The sequence below is a fragment of the Actinomycetospora sp. CA-084318 genome, from assembly GCF_050955885.1.
In the GTDB taxonomy this organism is placed as follows: domain Bacteria; phylum Actinomycetota; class Actinomycetes; order Mycobacteriales; family Pseudonocardiaceae; genus Actinomycetospora.
This window is the reverse complement of record NZ_CP192098.1, coordinates 2,747,906-2,764,780: the sequence shown is the minus strand read 5'-3', so window position 1 is coordinate 2,764,780 and position 16,875 is coordinate 2,747,906. Positions and strand designations below refer to the sequence as shown.

General features: G+C 70.2%; 7 protein-coding genes. 4 read left to right on the top strand and 3 right to left on the bottom strand.

All coding sequences use genetic code 11. From position 1 onward, the window contains the following. Positions 1-7: 7 nt before the first annotated feature. From ACQPYX_RS13385 to ACQPYX_RS13375, 3 genes are all read right to left on the bottom strand, one after another. Positions 8-403, bottom strand: a complete 396-nt coding sequence (locus tag ACQPYX_RS13385) for a hypothetical protein (protein ID WP_433803402.1) — start codon at positions 401-403, stop codon at positions 8-10. Continuing rightward, positions 394-1,608, bottom strand: coding sequence for a DUF3293 domain-containing protein (locus ACQPYX_RS13380; protein WP_433803401.1), 1,215 nt, complete (start codon positions 1,606-1,608; stop codon positions 394-396). Before ACQPYX_RS13380 ends, ACQPYX_RS13385 begins: the two co-directional genes overlap by 10 nt. A gap of 127 nt (positions 1,609-1,735) precedes the next feature. Further along, a complete protein-coding gene (locus ACQPYX_RS13375; RefSeq protein ID WP_433803400.1) occupies positions 1,736-2,761 on the bottom strand; it encodes an EcsC family protein in 1,026 nt (341 codons plus the stop codon). A 179-nt stretch (positions 2,762-2,940) separates the two neighbouring features. On the opposite strand from ACQPYX_RS13375, the gene ACQPYX_RS13370 reads away from it, so the two are divergent. The 4 genes from ACQPYX_RS13370 to ACQPYX_RS13355 are packed head-to-tail and all read left to right on the top strand — an operon-like array spanning position 2,941 to position 16,872. After that, entirely contained in the window at positions 2,941-8,040 is a 5,100-nt protein-coding gene (locus ACQPYX_RS13370; protein ID WP_433803399.1) for a DEAD/DEAH box helicase, read from the top strand. Positions 8,041-8,072: 32 nt separating this feature from the next. Next, positions 8,073-10,940 carry a helicase-related protein gene (locus ACQPYX_RS13365; RefSeq protein ID WP_433803398.1) on the top strand — a complete coding sequence of 956 codons (2,868 nt, stop codon included), beginning with the start codon at positions 8,073-8,075 and terminating at the stop codon, positions 10,938-10,940. Further along, entirely contained in the window at positions 10,937-15,037 is a 4,101-nt protein-coding gene (locus ACQPYX_RS13360; RefSeq protein ID WP_433803397.1) for an Eco57I restriction-modification methylase domain-containing protein, read from the top strand. Before ACQPYX_RS13365 ends, ACQPYX_RS13360 begins: the two co-directional genes overlap by 4 nt. Continuing rightward, on the top strand, positions 15,034-16,872 hold the full coding sequence (locus tag ACQPYX_RS13355) for a DUF262 domain-containing protein (protein ID WP_433803396.1): 1,839 nt from the start codon (positions 15,034-15,036) through the stop codon (positions 16,870-16,872). The genes ACQPYX_RS13360 and ACQPYX_RS13355 overlap by 4 nt, the downstream gene beginning before the upstream one ends. Positions 16,873-16,875: the final 3 nt, after the last annotated feature.

Genomic DNA, 16,875 nt, shown 5'->3' with positions numbered 1-16,875 from the left:
TCGCCGGTCAACGGTCGCCCGGTGCTGCCTCGCCACGAGTGAGGTCCGCAATGCCCGGCACGGACTCGGCCGTCCAGAGGTCTGCGTGATCCGGCACGGGGACGGCGCCGAGTCCGCCGTCGACGGCGACACCGAGCCACGAGCCCCGCACGTCGAGGAGCCGGAACTCCTCGTGCACGCGGACCGGGTCGCCCGGCGACACCCAAGCCTCGCGGTGATGCGTGAGAGTCACGTCCACGCCCGGCTCGACGTACCTGACGACGACCCGCCCGCCCGTCACGGACTCCACCACGGCGTCCCGCCATCCCCAGGGCGACTCACCGGCCCTGCGAGCACGGATGTGGTGCACCCGGTGCGCGTCGGCAAAGCTGCGGCAGCCGTCGCCGCACAGCATCACAGCCACATGCCGTAGGTGACCGACTCCGGGAGGTCCTCACCCTCCTCGACGGCCGAGACCATCGCGCGCAGGCGCTGCCCATCGGCGCCGCCGGGGTCCTGCAGGGCGTCGCGAGTACGCCGGTAGTGCTCGTTCCGTTCCGCGAGGAGCGCACGTGCTCGGCGGCCGAGGTCGTCGTTGGGAAACAGGAGATCGAGCTCCCAGCCGTCGATGCGCTCGCGCGTCTCCGCGTCGGTCTCCTCGGTCGCCAGCGCGACGTCGATGGCGAGATCGCAGCGCTCGACCCACGCCGCGAGCGATTCGGCCCCGTTGTCCGGCAGCAGTTCGTGCTCGGCGCCGAAGTCGCCCCACTGTCGGGCGTACAGGACGCCGGGTCGGATGCGCCCGAGGCTGTTGCCGCCGTCGGTGCTCATCGGCCGACCGCCACCGTCGGAGTCCCAGGAGTGGGATGCGATGACCTCGACCTCCGCGAGCTGGATCCCGTCCTCGTCGAGCACCGGCACGAGATGCTCTCCGACACGTGCCACGGAGCCGGGATGCCCGTTCACGCCGAAGTAGCGGTGGACCCAATCAGGGCCGGGGAATTCCTCATCGAATGTCTCGATGTGCTCGGCGAACTCGTCGTCCCAGTCATCAGGGTTGTCCGGCTCGTTGCCGACGACCTGCACCTTCGCGGTCAGCTCGGCCGGGCTCGCGACGAACTCGTCGATCAGGAAGGTCGTGCTCGTGCCGGGCTCCAGCACGAGAGTCGTTTCGTCGAGCGTGGGCCGGTCGAGGACCGCCTCCGAGCCGTCCGGTCGACCGGTGACGCGGCGGAGCACCATGCCGTTGGGCAGACCCGATGGCACCGAGCGGGTTCGCCAGCCGTGATGGAGGGGCGCGCCGCCGTCGCAGGGAAGGATGCTCCACGCCTCTGCGGTCCAGCGGAAGATCGCGTCCTGCCCGTAGCGCCGGGCGATCTGCAGAGCCGCTTCGTCGGACAAGCCGCGGACTGCGACGCTCACCTCGGTGTGCGACCCGTCGATCGACCCTGCCTCCGCGCGCCACTGCTGCACATCGCTGGGGAGCTCGCCGATCAGAGCCGCTTGGCTACGCTCGTTCTCCACCACGTCGAGAACCTCGGGGCCTGGGTTGTATGCCGTCAGGACGTGCACCGGCCCGTCGTACGGGAAGTACCCCGTGCCCTGCTCACAGGGCCTGAGTTCGGTCATGCCTCCACGCGGTTCGTGCACCCGCAACCGCGCCCGCCGATAGTTGGCGAATCGTTCGTCTCGCTCCCCCATGGCTCGCCAGGATGCCGCGACAACGCCGCGCCCCGGACACCGGGGCCGGATCCGCTCAGTCGGACTCGTCCACGATCTCGGCGTCGACCGCGTCGATCACCCCGCCCGAGGTGGCCAGGTCCTCCGCGTCGATGGCCAGGCCGTACTTCTCCCGGAGGAACCGCTCCATGTAGGCGTGCTCGGCGTCGTCGACCACGCGCGCCAGCGTCCGCGCATTGAGTCCGGCGCCCACGGCGACCCCGATCACCGGGACGGCCGTCGCGAGCTTCTTCTTGGTCAGGGTCATGCCGAGCGCCTTGTAGACCGCGCCGACCACCTGGGCGACCTGGTTCTTGCTGAGCTGCTGCCATGCCTGCCGGCGGGCCAGGGCCTGCACGATCCCGTTGAACTGCTGGTAGGCGACGAGCTTCCCTGCGTCGCTCGCCAGCCCCATCGACAGGACCCCGAGAGCGAGGACCCGCTCCGCCGGGTCATCGAGGTCGTAGCCGTAGTACGCGGCGACGTGGGCCACCGCGCGGTTCGCGGTGATGATGCCCGCCGCGGCGTCGATGGCCATGGCGCTGACGACGGCTCCGGCCCCGGGGGCCGCGGCCACACCGCCGGTACCGACCGCACCGCCTGCCGCGATCATCGTCCCGCCCGACGCGAGGAAGCCGGTGCCCGCGCCCTGGGCGGCGGAGCCTGCGATGTAGGCCAGGTCGAGCCTCGGCTTGACCCGCTGGACGTCGGTGACCTCGAGACGCCGGATGTCCGCCAGCCGGTCGACCTCGTAGTCCTTCTTCCGGTACGCCTTGAGGACCGCCTCGACACGGACCGAGGCCGCGCCCGCCCGGGCGCCGGCTTCGGAGGCACCTTCGAAGGCACGGCCGACGAACTCGCCGATGCGCTCGCTCTGCGGGATCCGCTCGACGGCAGCGCCGGCCTTCTCGCGCACGGCGGTGGTCGCCGAGGCAGCACGGGCGCGCCAGCTCCCGGGCTCGATCTCACGCGGGGCCGCGCGCAGGCGCCTGGCCTTCCACGTCTGGACCGCCTGCCAGTACTTGCGGTCCTCCGCCGTCATCCCGGCCGTCGGATCCGTCATCGTCGTCCCCCAGTCGATCATCATTGTCGAGATCTCCAGGGACGGTAAAGGATGCCCGGAATCGCGCTCTGGCGGGACCGGTGCTCGCCCGATCAGACGTGTCGACTGCTCCGGAAAGAGATCTGTAGCGTGATCCACCCGACAGTGACTTGGTGGGGCGGTCGGACGACAGGGGGACGATGGACGCGTTCACGGTCCGTGACGAGGTGCTCGACGACTACGCGCGTTTCGTGCGGAGTTTCCTGACGATCAAGGACCCGCAGATCGAGGACCAGGTCGCGCGCGAGATCGCGGACGGTCTCCTCTGGCCCGAGCCGTGGCTGGGCCTCAACCCTGCCTTCGCCCCCGGGGGCACCGTGTCCGAGCTCGTCGACGAAGGCGTCCTCGACCGACGGTGCCTGGACATCTTCCGAGCCCGGACCTCCCCGACCGATCTCGGGCGGGAACTCGCGTTCCACCGCCACCAGGCCGACGCGTTCCGCCTGGCCCGCGAGCAGCAGTCCTACGTGCTGACGACGGGGACCGGGTCCGGCAAGTCCCTCTCCTACATCGTCCCCATCGTCGACCGCGTCCTGCGGGAGGGTTCCGGCCGCGGGGTCCGGGCGGTCGTCGTCTATCCCATGAACGCGCTGGCCAACTCGCAGCTCGGCGAGCTGGAGAAGTTCCTCGGAACGACGAGGCAGGCGGTGACCTTCGCGCGGTACACCGGGCAGGAGAACAAGGCTGCGCGGGAGGAGCTCCTGCGGAAGAAGCCGGACATCCTCCTCACCAATTACATGATGCTGGAGCTGATGCTCACGCGGCCGTACGAGCGCCGTGAGCTCATCTCGAGTGCGGAGAACCTGTCATTCCTCGTGCTGGACGAGCTCCACACCTACCGCGGCCGGCAGGGAGCCGACGTCGCGATGCTGGTCCGACGGCTCCGTGGCGCCGTTGCGGGCGGGCGGGACCTGCAGTGCATCGGCACGAGCGCCACCCTGGCCGGACCGGGCACCGATCTCGAGCAACGCAACGAGGTCGCTCGCCTGGCGAACCGCATCTTTGGAACGGAGATCGGTCCCGACAACGTCGTCGGCGAGACGCTCCAGCGCGCGACCCAGGGCATCCCGACGACGGACCAGCTGCGGCAGCGCGTCACGGACGGGCCGCCCGGCGACTTCGAGGCGTTGCGCACCGACCCACTCGCGTCGTGGGTCGAGACGACCTTCGGCCTGGAGCCACGCGAGGGCCGGCTCGTCCGACGCAAGCCGATCCGCCTCGGTCAGGCCGCCCGTGACCTCCACGAGACGACCGGGGTCGACGAGGCCGTCGCTCGTGAAGCCATCCGGAAGACCCTGCTCACTGGCTCGGAGGTCCGGGACCGGGCGGGCCGCTCGCTCTTCGCCTTCAAGCTCCACCAGTTCATCGGCAAGGGCGACACGGCCTACGTCACCCTGGAGCCTCCGGCGTCGCGCCACCTCACCACGCAGTACCAGCGCAGCGCGCCCGGTGAGCCCCGGGGGCGACCGCTCTTCCCGCTGTCGTTCTGCCGCGAGTGCGGCCAGGAGTACCTCGCGGTCGTCCGGACCCGCGAGACGCTCGCGCCCCGGACGACAGGTCCCGGCGCGCAACCCGCGATCGGGACGCCCGGCCTCCTGCTCCTGCTCGACGCCGACTGGCCCTCCGACGACGCGGCCCTGCTCGACCTGGTGCCCGACGAGTGGATTCTCGACGACGCGGGACCGCGCCGACTCGTCGACGACCGACGCAAGCGGCTCCCCGAGGCCGTCCGGATCGACCCCTTCGGCACGATCGGCACCGTCGGTGTCCCTGCGGCGTTCTTCGAGACCCTGCACTTCTGCCCTGGCTGCCGGACGAATTACGAGAGCACCCAGCAGTCCGAGTTCTCCCGCGTCGCCACGCTGGGAACCGAGGGCCGCGCGAGCGCGGTCTCGGTCCTGTCCCAGGCCGTCGTGCGCATCCTCCGTGCGCAGCAGGACCTGGACGACGTGGCCCGGAAGTTCCTCGCGTTCTCCGACAACCGCCAGGACGCGAGCCTGCAGGCCGGTCACTTCAACGACTTCGTGCTCGTCGCCCTGATGCGCTCGGCGCTGTTCGCCGCTGTGCGCGAACAGCAGGAGAAGGACCCCGACGAGCCGCTGACCGACGACGTGCTCGCGGCACGCGTCGTCGACAGGCTGCAGGTGGAGCCGCACGAGTACGCCCAGGAGCCGGACGCGACGCCCGCCGTCGCCAAGCTGACGACGAAGGCGCTGCGCAGCGTGGTGGCTCACCTCGTATGGGCCGACCTGCGCCGGGGCTGGCGGATCACGATGCCGAACCTGGAGCAGACCGGCCAGCTCACGCTCACCTACCTCGGACTGCCGGAGCTCGCCGCGGACGACGCAGCGTGGGCGGGCGCCGGGGAACCGCTCGCCGGCGCCGACGCGGCCACGCGGGAGCAGCTGATGCAGGTGCTCCTCGACGAACTCCGCCGCAATCTGTGCGTGGCCACGGAGCACCTGACCGAGGAGAAGTACGAGTCCACTCGCAGCGCCGCCGCGCAGCGGTTGACGGCTTCCTGGCAGTTGACCAGCGACCAGGGCACCTACGCCGCGGTCGGCTACCCCGCGCCCCGCCCGAAGGGCGGCGCCCCCGGTGCGGGCAGCGACCTGTTCCTGAGCGGTCTCGGCCTGTACGGGAAGTGGCTGCGCCGTCCGCAGCGGTTCCCGCAACACCGTCAGCCGCTCAAGCCGGCGGACGCGATGGGCATCATCGAGTACCTGATGACCCGGCTGGAGAAGGCGGGCCTGCTCGAGCGCATCGCCGTGCGGAACCGTCCGGTCGGCTACCAGATCAAGGCCGACGTCATCGAGTGGCGTGCCGGGACCGGAGGGCGACGGGCCGAGGACCCGCTGCGCGGGGCCCGCGGCGAGGGACGCGTGAACGAGTACTTCGCGCGCCTCTACGGCGAGACCGCCGGGTCGCTCTCGGGACTCGTGGCCCGCGAACACACCGCTCAGGTCCCTCCGGAGAAGCGCGAGGAGCGGGAGAAGGAGTTCGGCGACGCCCGGCTGCCCGTCCTGTACTGCTCGCCGACCATGGAACTCGGTGTCGACATCAAGTCCCTGAACGTCGTCGGGATGCGGAACGTGCCACCGACCCCCGCGAACTACGCCCAGCGCTCGGGCCGAGCCGGGCGCTCGGGGCAGCCGGCCGTGGTGCTCACCTACTGTGCCCGGGGCAACGCGCACGACGCCTACTACTTCGGCCGAAGCCAGGACATGGTCGCGGGCGTCGTGTCCCCGCCCCGCCTCGAGCTCGGCAACGAGGACCTGGTCCGGGCCCATGCGCACGCAGTGTGGCTCGTTCACACGGGACTGGACCTGAAGGCCAGCATGGTCGAGCTCCTCGACATCGACGAGCCCGGCCAACCTCTGCGGGCGGAGGTGCTCACCGCCACCCGCAACGGCCGGGCCGCGGAGGATGCGGCCCGCCACGTGCAGTCGCTCCTGGCGGCCACGCCTGAGGTCTCCGAGGCGCCGTGGTGGCGGGACGACTGGGTCGAGGCGGTCGTGCGGGAGGCACCGCAGCGCTTCGATGGGGCAGTCGGCCGGTGGCGCGGTCTCTACGCCGAGGCCCAGCGCGAGCTCGACAACGCCGGCGCCGTCCTCAAGGAGATCGGGGCATCGGAGCCGGCGAAGCGTCGGGCGAAGGCGCAGCAGAACGAAGCGCGCGCTGCGCTCGACCTGCTCAAGGGCCAGATCGACGACGTCAATCAGGGCGACTTCTACCCCTACCGCTACTTCGCGTCCGAAGGTTTCCTGCCCGGCTACTCGTTCCCCCGGCTCCCCCTCGCGGCGTTCATCCCGGGCGAGCGCCGAACCCGCAACGGCGGCGAGGGCGACTACGTCCAGCGTCCCCGCTTCCTCGCGATCAGCGAGTTCGGGCCGAACGCGTTCATCTACCACGAGGGCTCGCGCTACGAGGTCACGCGCGTCAGCCTCCCGGCGAACGACGACGGCACCGGGGTGCGGCTGACCTCCTTCTGGCGGTGCCTGCGCTGCGGCTACCTCAACGACGGCAACGGGCCCACCGGGTCGGTGCAATGCGAGCAGTGCGAGAGCACCGAGCTCCGTGAGATGCAGTCCCAGATGCGGCTGCTCGCCGTCCGCACCCGTCGTCGTGACCGCATCAGCGCCGACGAGGAGGAGCGGCAGCGGGCCGGGTACGAGCTCCTCACCTCGATCCGCTTCGAGCCGCGTGGACAGCGGGGCAGCCAGCTGCGCGCGAGCATCCCCGGGCTGGCGACCCTCGCCTACGGCGACACCGCGCTCATCCGCCGGATGAACGTCGGACTGCGCCGCCGCAAGGATCCCGACGTCCACGGCTACCGCCTTGATACCGTCGAGGGCCAGTGGCTCAGCGAGACGAGGGCCGCCGGGCTCGACCCGCAGCGGGCTCCCCGTGTGGTGCCGTACGTCGAGGACCACCGCAACGCCCTGGTCCTCGAGCTCGACCGACGCTTCCCCGCCGACCAGCGCATGGCCGCCATGTACGCGCTGAAGCGGGCCGTCGAGGCGCGATACGAGCTGGAGAGCTCCGAGCTGGCGGCCGAACCCATGCCGGCCCGCGACGGCGACCACGCCTGGGAGTACCTGCTCTTCTTCGAGGCCGCGGAGGGGGGCGCCGGGGTGCTCCGCCGGCTCGCGACCGAGCCCGACGAGCTCCCGGCGGTGGCCCGGCGGGCGATCGAGCTGCTGCACTACGACCCCGACACCGGCGTGGACCTCGGCAAGGCGGAGCACGCAACCGAGGAATGTGCCCAGGCGTGCTACGACTGCCTGCTCTCCTACGGCAACCAGTGGGACCACCAGGCCCTCGACCGGCATGCGGTCGTCCCGCTGCTCGCCGAGCTCGCGGACGCCGCGCTGACCCCGCGGGGCGATGACGGCGACGCCCACGACGACGAGCTGTACGCGCGGAGCAACGGGCTCGAGCGGCAGTTCCTGGACCTGCTCCGCGAGCACGGCTTCCGTCCGCCCGACGACGCCCAGCGGCTGGTCGACGGCTACTACGTGCGGCCCGACTTCACCTACCACGTGAACGGGCTGGACGCCGCGATCTTCATCGACGGTCCGGTCCACGACGAGGCCCGCCAGGCCGAGAAGGACCGTGCTGCCGGCGAGCGACTCGAGGACGAGCTCGGGTGGCTCGTTCTCCGGTTCCGCTACGACGACCCCGATTGGACCGTGCGGATGCGGGAGTTCGAGAGCGTCTTCGGTCGGGGCCGTCGGTGAGCGGAGACGTAGCGGAGCGGAGCTCGACCCGGATGACGGCGACCTTCGCCCCCGGCACCCTGGTCAGTGCCCGTGGGCGCGACTGGCTGGTGCTGCCCGGCTCTGCGCCCGGGACGCTCCTGGTCCGACCGCTCGGCGGGCGGGACGACGAGACCGCGCTGCTCCTGCCCGATCTCGACCGCCCGCAGCCCGCGGAGTTCACGCCGCCGACAGTCGACGACCGTGGCGACGCCGTCCGGGCGCGCCTACTCCGGGACGCCCTGCGGCTCAGCTTCCGCGACACGACCGGGCCCTTCCGCTCGTTCGCGGGCCTCGCCGTCAGTCCCCGCGGCTACCAGCTCGTGCCGCTGATGATGGCCACGGCGCAGGACACCACCCGCCTGCTGATCGCCGACGGCGTCGGCATCGGCAAGACCGTGGAGGCCGGGCTCATCGCGGCGGAGCTCCTGGCGGCCGGCGACGCCGCGCGGCTCGCCGTCCTCTGCTCCCCCCAGCTCGCGCCGCAGTGGCAGTCGGAGCTGCGCACCAAGTTCGGCATCCGCGCGGAGGTCCTGCTCCCCTCGACCGCGAACCGCCTCGCCCGGGACGTCCCCTTCGGGAAGACGATCTACGACCACCATCCGCACCTGATCATCTCCACCGACTACATCAAGCAGCGCTCCCGCCGGGACGAGTTCGCGGTGCACTGCCCCGACCTCGTCATCGTCGACGAGGCGCACACCTGCATCGCGCCGACGTCGGCCGGGCCCTCCAGCAAGGCCCACCAGCGCTACACGCTGCTCCGCGCCCTGGCCGACGACCCGCAGCGGCACCTGCTGCTGCTCACCGCGACCCCGCACAACGGCGACGACGGGGCCTGGCAGTCGCTCGTCGGCCTCCTCGACGACCGGCTCGCGGCCCTGCCGGCCGACCTGTCCGGCCCGCAGCGCGAGGACGACCGGAAACTGCTCGCCCGCTACCTGGTGCAACGTCAGCGTGCGGACGTGCGCGACTTCCCGGGCTCGACGACCGACGAAGCCACCGAGGAGACCCCCTTCCCGACGCGGGAGCGGGCCGAGGAATCCTACGCCCTCACCCCGGCGTACCGGAAGCTCTTCGACCGGGTGCTCGCGTTCGCGAAGGAGCAGGTCACCGACCCGGAACTCTCGACGGTCCGACAGCGGGTGCGCTGGTGGTCCGCCATCGCCCTGCTGCGTTCCCTGGCCTCCAGCCCCGCCGCGGCCGAGCAGACGCTGCGCAACCGGTCCGGGCTCGAGGTCGAGAGCGTCGCCGATGCGGACGCCGTCGCCGGGCCCCTGGTGTTCGACGTCGAGGCCGAGGACGCCGGGGAGGACGACGACGCCGGTCTCGGCGCGGACACCACGACCGACCCGGAGGCGTCGACCCGCCGTCGGCTGCGGGAGTTCGCGGCGGAGGCCGCCGCCATCCGCGGACCGACCGGGGACGCCAAGCTGAAGCGGCTCGTCGCGATGCTCGGGCGGCTGCTCGACGACGGGTTCCACCCCATCGTCTTCTGCCGCTACATCCCCACCGCCGAGTACCTCGAGGAGCACCTGCGGAAGGCCCTCGGTCGTCGGGCACGCGTCGAGTCGGTGGCCGGGAGCCTTCCGCCCGAGGAGCGCGAGCAGCGCGTGGCTGCCCTGAGCGCCCACGACGGCCCGCGCCTCCTCGTCGCCACCGACTGCCTCTCGGAGGGCGTGAACCTCCAGGACGGGTTCACCGCCGTCGTCCACTACGACCTCGCCTGGAACCCGACCCGCCACGAGCAGCGGGAGGGCCGGGTCGACCGGTTCGGGCAGCGGGCGTCCACCGTCCGTGCCGTGACGTACTACGGCTCCGACAACCGGATCGACGGAGTCGTCCTCGACGTGCTCCTGCGCCGCCACGAGAACATCAAGCGCTCCACCGGCGTCTCGGTGCCGGTCCCGGCCGACTCGGCCACCGTCATGAACGCCATCTGGGAGTCGCTCCTGCTCCGCGGCACCGAGCCGGAGCAGATGACCCTCGACTTCAGCGGGACCGTCACCGGGGACGTCGGCGAGGCCGTCCTGACGCGCTGGGAGGACGCGGCCGAGCGTGAGAAGGCCTCGCGGTCGCGCTTCCGGCAGGCCGGCCTGCGGCCCGACGTCGTCGCGGAGGCCCTCGCCGACGCGCGGCGCAGCCTGGGCGGCCCGGCCGACGCCGAGCGCTTCACCCGCGAGGCGCTCGGTGTGCTGAACGGCCAGCTCGCCGCCACCGACGACGGGTTCTCCGCGACCGTCGACACCCTCCCCCGCGCGCTGACCGACGCGCTCCCGCCGTCGAGAGGCCGCCTCCACTTCCACCGGCAGCCGCCCGCCCCGTCGGGTGAGCCGCTCCTGAGCCGGACCGACGCTGCAGTCGAGGCGATCGCCCGCTACACCCTCGACGCCGCGCTCGACCCCCTCACACCCGACGCCGCCCGTCCGTCCCGGCGGGCCGGGGTGATGCGTACCGACGCCGTCGACGCCGTGACGACGCTGCTTGTGGTCCGGTACCGCGTCGAGCTCGTCGTGCCCGGTGCGCGCCGGACGGTGACCCACGTGGCCGAGGACGCCCAGTTCGTCGCGTTCCGCGCGAGCGGTGACGACCTCATGCTGCTCGACGACGACGTGGCCGAGACCCTGCTGTCCGCCTCGCCCAGCGGCAACGTCCACGACGATCTCGCTCGGCGCCAGCTCGAGAAGGCCCTCGCCCGCGTCCCGCTTCTGGCGGACGACCTCGTGGCCCGGGGCGAACGGGTCGCCGCCGAGGCGGTCGCGTCGCACCGAGCGGTACGGCAGAGCAGCCGTGTCGCGGTGCGCGGGCTCACGGCCCGGCTCCTCCCGCCGCCGGACGTCCTCGGGGTGTACGTCTACTTACCAGGTGGAGGAACGGCGTGACGGCGCTGTCGATCTCGGCGTTCCCGTCGGTCCGGACGGTCGGCGCGGTCCTGCCCAGCGAGGCTCTCGTCCCGGCGGCAGAGCTGAAACTGCCGGGCCAGTCCGCCACGGACTATGAGCTGCCACCGGGTACCACGATCAGCGCCGCCGTGGCGCGGGCCTGGGAAGTCTGCCTCAACGCCTATCGCGCTTGGGTCCTCGAACGAGAGAAGCGTCCCGAGGACGACGCCGCGGTCGCCCTCACCCGCGATAAGTGGCTGCTGCCGCTGCTCGACGTGCTCGGATACGGACGTCCCGACCAGTTGCGCCTGCAACGGGGCGTCGAGACCCCTGCCGGGGTGGGAGACGACGAGCCGACTCGCTATCCGCTGTCACATCACCGGAAATGGCCCGGCGGGGAGGACGAGCTGCAGGTCGGGGTGGCGCTGCACCTCGTCGGCGCCGGCGTCGACCTCGACGTGAAGACGGCGGGGCTCGCGAAGCGCGGGCCGCAGGGCATGGTGCAGGAGCTGCTCAACCGCCATCCGCGCTACCTGTGGGGCCTGCTGTCCAACGGCCACCTGCTGCGCGTCCTGCGCGACGCCTCGTCGCTCGCGCGGGGCTCGTACGTCGAGTTCGACCTCGACGACATCTTCACCCACCAGCGCTTCGCCGACTTCCGGCTCCTCTTCCTGACGGTGCACGCGAGTCGCCTCACCCCGGCGCTCCCGTCCGTCACCGCCATCGACGAGGACGCCGAGGAGCCGGTCGAGGCCCCGACGCTGTCCGCCGAGACCTGTTGGCTCGAGCGCTGGCGGACGACGGCCATTCACGACGGCGCGCGGGCCCTCACCGCCCTGCGCCAGAACGTGGCCCGCGCCCTCGCCGTCCTCGGGACCGGCTTCGTCGCCCACCCCGCGAACGACGCCCTGCGGGCACGCCTCGCCTCGTCGCCCCACGGCACGGAGGACCTGCACCGCGCCCTGCTGCGGGTCGCCTACCGGCTGCTGGTGCTGTTCGTCGTCGAGGACCGCGGGCTGCTGCACCCGCCGGACACGCCCGACGACGTCCGCGCCCGGTACGCCGACTACTTCTCGACGGCGAAGCTGCGCCGGTTCGCGTCGTCGCGCCCCGGCACCAGCCACGGTGACCTGTGGGCGGCCCACCTCCTCGTCACCGACGCGCTGGCCGACGACGGCCTGCCCGCCCTGGGGCTGCCGGGTCTCGCGGCCTGGCTGTTCGACCGTGACGCCCTGGACGCCCTCGCCGATGCCTCGATCTCCAATCGCGACCTGCTCGCGGCCGTCGCCGCGCTCGCACAGATCCACGACCCGGTGACCGGCGTCCGCCGCCCGGTCGACTACCGCAACCTCGGCTCCGAGGAGCTCGGCGGCGTCTACGAGGGACTGCTCGCCTACGTGCCGCGGTACGACCCGGCCGCTCGCGAGTTCACCCTGCAGGAGGCGGCAGGCAGCGACCGCAAGAAGTCGGGGTCCTACTACACGCCGTCCGCGCTCATCTCCCTCGTCCTCGAGGAGGCCCTCGACCCGCTCATCGTCGAGGCACGCGCCGCCCGCGACCCCGAAGCCGCACTGCTCGACCTCACCGTCCTCGACCCCGCCTGCGGCAGCGGGCACTTCCTCGTCGCCGCCGCACGACGGATCGGCCAGGCGCTCGCCGAGGTCCGGACGAACGAGCCCGAGCCCGGTCCGAGCGCCGTCCGGGCCGCCGTGACCGACGTCGTCGGTCGCTGCATCTACGGCGTCGACCTCAACGCCCTGGCCGTGGAGATCACCAAGGTCGCGCTGTGGCTCGAGGCGTTCGACGGCTCCCGACCGCTCCCCTTCCTCGACAGCCACGTCAAGCTCGGCAACGCCCTCCTCGGCACGACCCCCGCCCTGCTGGCCGACGGCATCCCCGACGCCGCCTTCACCGTGCTGCCCGGCGACGACAAGGAACGGACCGCCAAGCTCAAGAAGCGCAACAAGGCCGAGCGCGCCCGCGGCGAGAACCAACTGACCCTGGAGACCGGGGACGCCGACGCCGCCGACCGGATCGCCGCGCAGGCCCGCACCCTCGAGGCTGGCGACGACGGCTCGGTCGAGGCAGCCCGTCGCCGCGCCGACGCCTGGCGACGCTTCGACGAGTACGACCCCGACCTCACCGCCGCCCGCTTCGTCGCCGACGCCTGGTGCGCGGCGTTCGTGCAGCCGAAGGACGCCGACAGCGGCGTCGGCATCACCCACGGCTCGCTGCGCCGCCTCGCCGCCGACCCGCTCGACATCGACCCCGGCGTCGGCCGCATCGTCGAGGACACCGCGCGTGCCTTCCGGTTCTTCCACTGGCACCTGGAGTTCCCGACGATCTTCGCCGTTCCCGAGGACGGGGCCGACCCCGCCACGGGCTGGACCGGCGGGTTCTCCTGCGTCGTCGGCAACCCGCCCTGGGAAACCCTTCAGGTGGAGGACAAGCAGTTCTTCGCCTCGGTCGACCGCGACGACATCGCTGACGCTAAGACGGCTGCCATACGCCGCAGCATGATCGAGAAGCTCCCGAGCGCCGACCGCCCGCTTCACGACGCCTACGTCGAGTTCCAACGGACATCGGAGGGGACGAACCACTTCCTGAGAGAAGGGGGCCGATTCCCGCTCACCGCGACGGGCAAGCTGAACACCTACGCCGTCTTCGCCGAAACTTTCCGGACCATGACCGGACCGACCGGCGCCGCCGGCCTCGTTACCCCGACCGGCATCGCCACTGACAAGACGACCTCTGCCTTCTTCGCAGACCTCCTTGCGTCGAAAAGCCTCCTCGCGTTCTACGACTTCGAGAACGAGGCCAAGATTTTTCCGACGGTCACCAACAAGTTTCGTTTCGCCGTGACATCCATGAGCGGGCCCGATCGAGTGGCCACACGAACACGCCTCGCCTTCTATACTCGTCACCTAACCGATGTGCCACAGCGCCGATATGAAATAGCCCCTGAGGAGGTTCTTCTTCTTAATCCGAACACGGGCACCATGCCTGTGTTCCGCTCACGGACCGACGCCGATCTGGTGCTCAAGATCTACGCGAATCAGCTGGTCCTAGTGCGTGACTCGCCCCTAGCCAGTCCGTGGGGCCTGTCCTTCCGCCAGGGTCTCTTCAACATGGCAACGGACTCCGACCTCTTCCGCGGCCCGGAATCACTGAACTCCGGCGACTTCGACGGCTGGTCCTACCAACAGCCCGACGATGAAGACGTCCCGCTGTACGAGGCGAAGATGCTCAGCCACTTCGACCACCGCTTTTCGACGTACCGCGATGCCACGCAGGCGCAGCTCAACAAGGGCACCTTGCCCCGCGTCACTGCCGAGCAGCACGACGATCCTGACATCGAGTCGATCGCTCGCTACTGGGTCGACCGGAGCGTCGTCGAGAAGCGGCTCGCGGGAGTGTGGGATCGCGATTGGCTGCTCGGCTGGCGCGACATCACGACGCCGAGCAATGAGCGAACATTTGTCCCATCTGTCTTCCCCATGAGCGCGGTCGGCCACGCATTCCCGCTCGCCTTTCCCTCCAGCCCGGAGCACGGTCCGCTGCTGCACGCCACGTGGTCGTCGTTGGTCTTCGACTACGTGTCGCGCCAGAAGTTGAGCGGCACGCACATGACGTACTCGGTCGTCCAGCAGCTCGCGTGCCCGCCACCAGAGGTTTTCGAGCGGCCATGCTCGTGGCAGCCCGACGTCACGCTCGCCGCCTGGGTCGTGCCCTACGTTCTCGAGCTCTCGTACACGTCGTGGCGCCTGCGGCCGTATGCACGCGAGATGCACGACCACGGCCCGCCGTTCCGCTGGCACCCCGAGCGCCGCACCCTGCTCCGCGCCGACCTCGACGCCGCCTTTATGCACGTCTACGGCCTGAGCCGCGTCGAGACCGAGCACGTCCTCGACTCCTTCTTCGTCGTGCGCAAGTACGAGCATCGCGACCTCGGCGAGTTCCGCACCCGCCGTCTCATCCTCGACGCCTACGACCGCATGGCTGCCGCGATCTCCCGTGGCGGCGTCGGATGGACCTCCCTCGCCGACACCCCCGCCGGCCTCGGCCCCCGCCACCCTCCGAGACAGGAGCCTTTGTGAGACAGCCGAGCACTCAAACCGTCTACGACCTCTTCAACGGTCGGATTCAGTTCATCGTTCCTGTCTACCAGCGTCCCTACGTCTGGAAGCAGGAAGAAAACTGGGCGCCGCTCTGGGACGACGTCTCCGACATTGCAACGCGATATCTCAGGGATCCGGGAGCGAGCACGCACGATCGCCATTTCCTAGGGCCGATCGTCCTCGAACAGCAACACTATGAGCCGGGCGGAGTCGACCAACGCTTGGTCATCGACGGACAGCAGCGGCTCACCACCCTACAAATTCTCCTCAGCGCCGCGCGAGATGTGACACGAGAGTTCGACGCGTCGGCTGTTTCCGACGATATCGCCTCACTGACGGTCAACAGGGGGCCCTCCGTCACCGGCGATCTCGAACTCAAGATTCGACCTTCGATGCGAGACCGGGGCGCATTCCTCTCTGCCGTGAGAGTCGGCGGCCCGACCTCAGGGCAGGAGGAGGGCCTCGAGGCCGCATACCGCTACTTCGCACGACGCATCCGCTCCTGGCTCAAGAGCTCGGAAGAGAGCGACGAGGAGGCCGAGACTGAGGCCGATCTACCCTCGTGGTCGATTCTGGAGAAAGCCGACGCTCTCCGTCGTTGTCTGAACGGGCTTCTCTACGTCGTCTCCATCAATCTCGACGAGACCGACAATGCCCAAGTCATCTTCGAGACCCTGAACGCCAGGGGCACGGGTCTCGGGGCGCTCGACCTCGTCAAGAACGCCGGCTTCCTCAAAGTCCAGCAACAGCGTGGTCCCGCTGACGCTCTGCACCGCGACTACTGGCTCCCCACCTTCGAGACCGACTCCTACTGGAGCCAAGAAGAACGCCAGGGCCGCCAGCTGAGACCGCGGGCGGACTGGTTCCTCATGCACTGGATGGCGGTCGAGTGCGAGGAAGTAGTGCGGGTAGACGCACTCTTCAACAAGTTCCGCTCGAAGCTGCTCACAAGCAATGCTTCGACTGGCGACCTGATGCGACGTCTGTGCGAGGACGCTCAGACATACCGCAGCTTCATATCTTACCCGATCGGCAGCCCTGAGCAGTTGTTCTTCTCACGCATGGCCACCATGGATACGACGACCATGCTCCCGATCGCACTCCTCCTGTTCCGGACCAATGAACTCGACCCGGTCCGTCGGACGCGAGCACTGGCAGCCTTGGAGAGCTGGCTCGTACGCCGAGCAGTACTGCGTCTGACCGGAAAGAATTACAATCGACAGCTGAATGCTCTCATCAAGGCGATCAAGGCCGATCTGGCTCACGCGGATGACGCCGTGATCGAAACCCTCCGCAGCTCGAAGGCGACGACATCGGTATGGCCGGACGACGACCAGATCTGTGATCGTCTTCTTAATAGAACACTCTACCGTTACGTGGGCCAACCTCGCGTGCGGATGCTTCTCGAAGCGTGCGAGATCGCGCTGCGACAGAACTCCATGACCGAAGCCGGGCCCGTGCCATCCGATTTGTCGATCGAGCACATCATGCCGCAGCAATCGGAGGAGCACTGGCCCCTTCCCTCGGGGGAAGACGAAGAATCAGCTCGGGCTGACCGCGAGGAACGAGTGGATCGTCTTGGCAACCTGACCCTGGTTGCCCATCCGCTGAACTCGTCGATGTCGAACGGTCCGTGGACGAACAGCAACGGTGCTGGCGGCAAGCGCGGCGCTCTAACGGAGCACAGCGTTCTCCTTCTGAACAATCGACTGCAGAGCCTCGACGAGTGGGATGAGGAGGCCATCGACCGACGTGGCCAGGAACTGACGGAGCGTATTCTTCAGACCTGGCCGGGCCCGAGCAGTTGGAGCTGAGTA

What these genes read in the sequence shown, in the direction of transcription:
- ACQPYX_RS13370 (WP_433803399.1), top strand. Translation starts at nt 2,941, where the DNA reads ATGGACGCGTTCACGGTCCGTGACGAGGTGCTCGACGACTACGCGCGT.
- ACQPYX_RS13375 (WP_433803400.1), bottom strand. Translation starts at nt 2,761, where the DNA reads ATGACGGATCCGACGGCCGGGATGACGGCGGAGGACCGCAAGTACTGG.
- ACQPYX_RS13380 (WP_433803401.1), bottom strand. Translation starts at nt 1,608, where the DNA reads ATGACCGAACTCAGGCCCTGTGAGCAGGGCACGGGGTACTTCCCGTAC.
- ACQPYX_RS13365 (WP_433803398.1), top strand. Translation starts at nt 8,073, where the DNA reads ATGACGGCGACCTTCGCCCCCGGCACCCTGGTCAGTGCCCGTGGGCGC.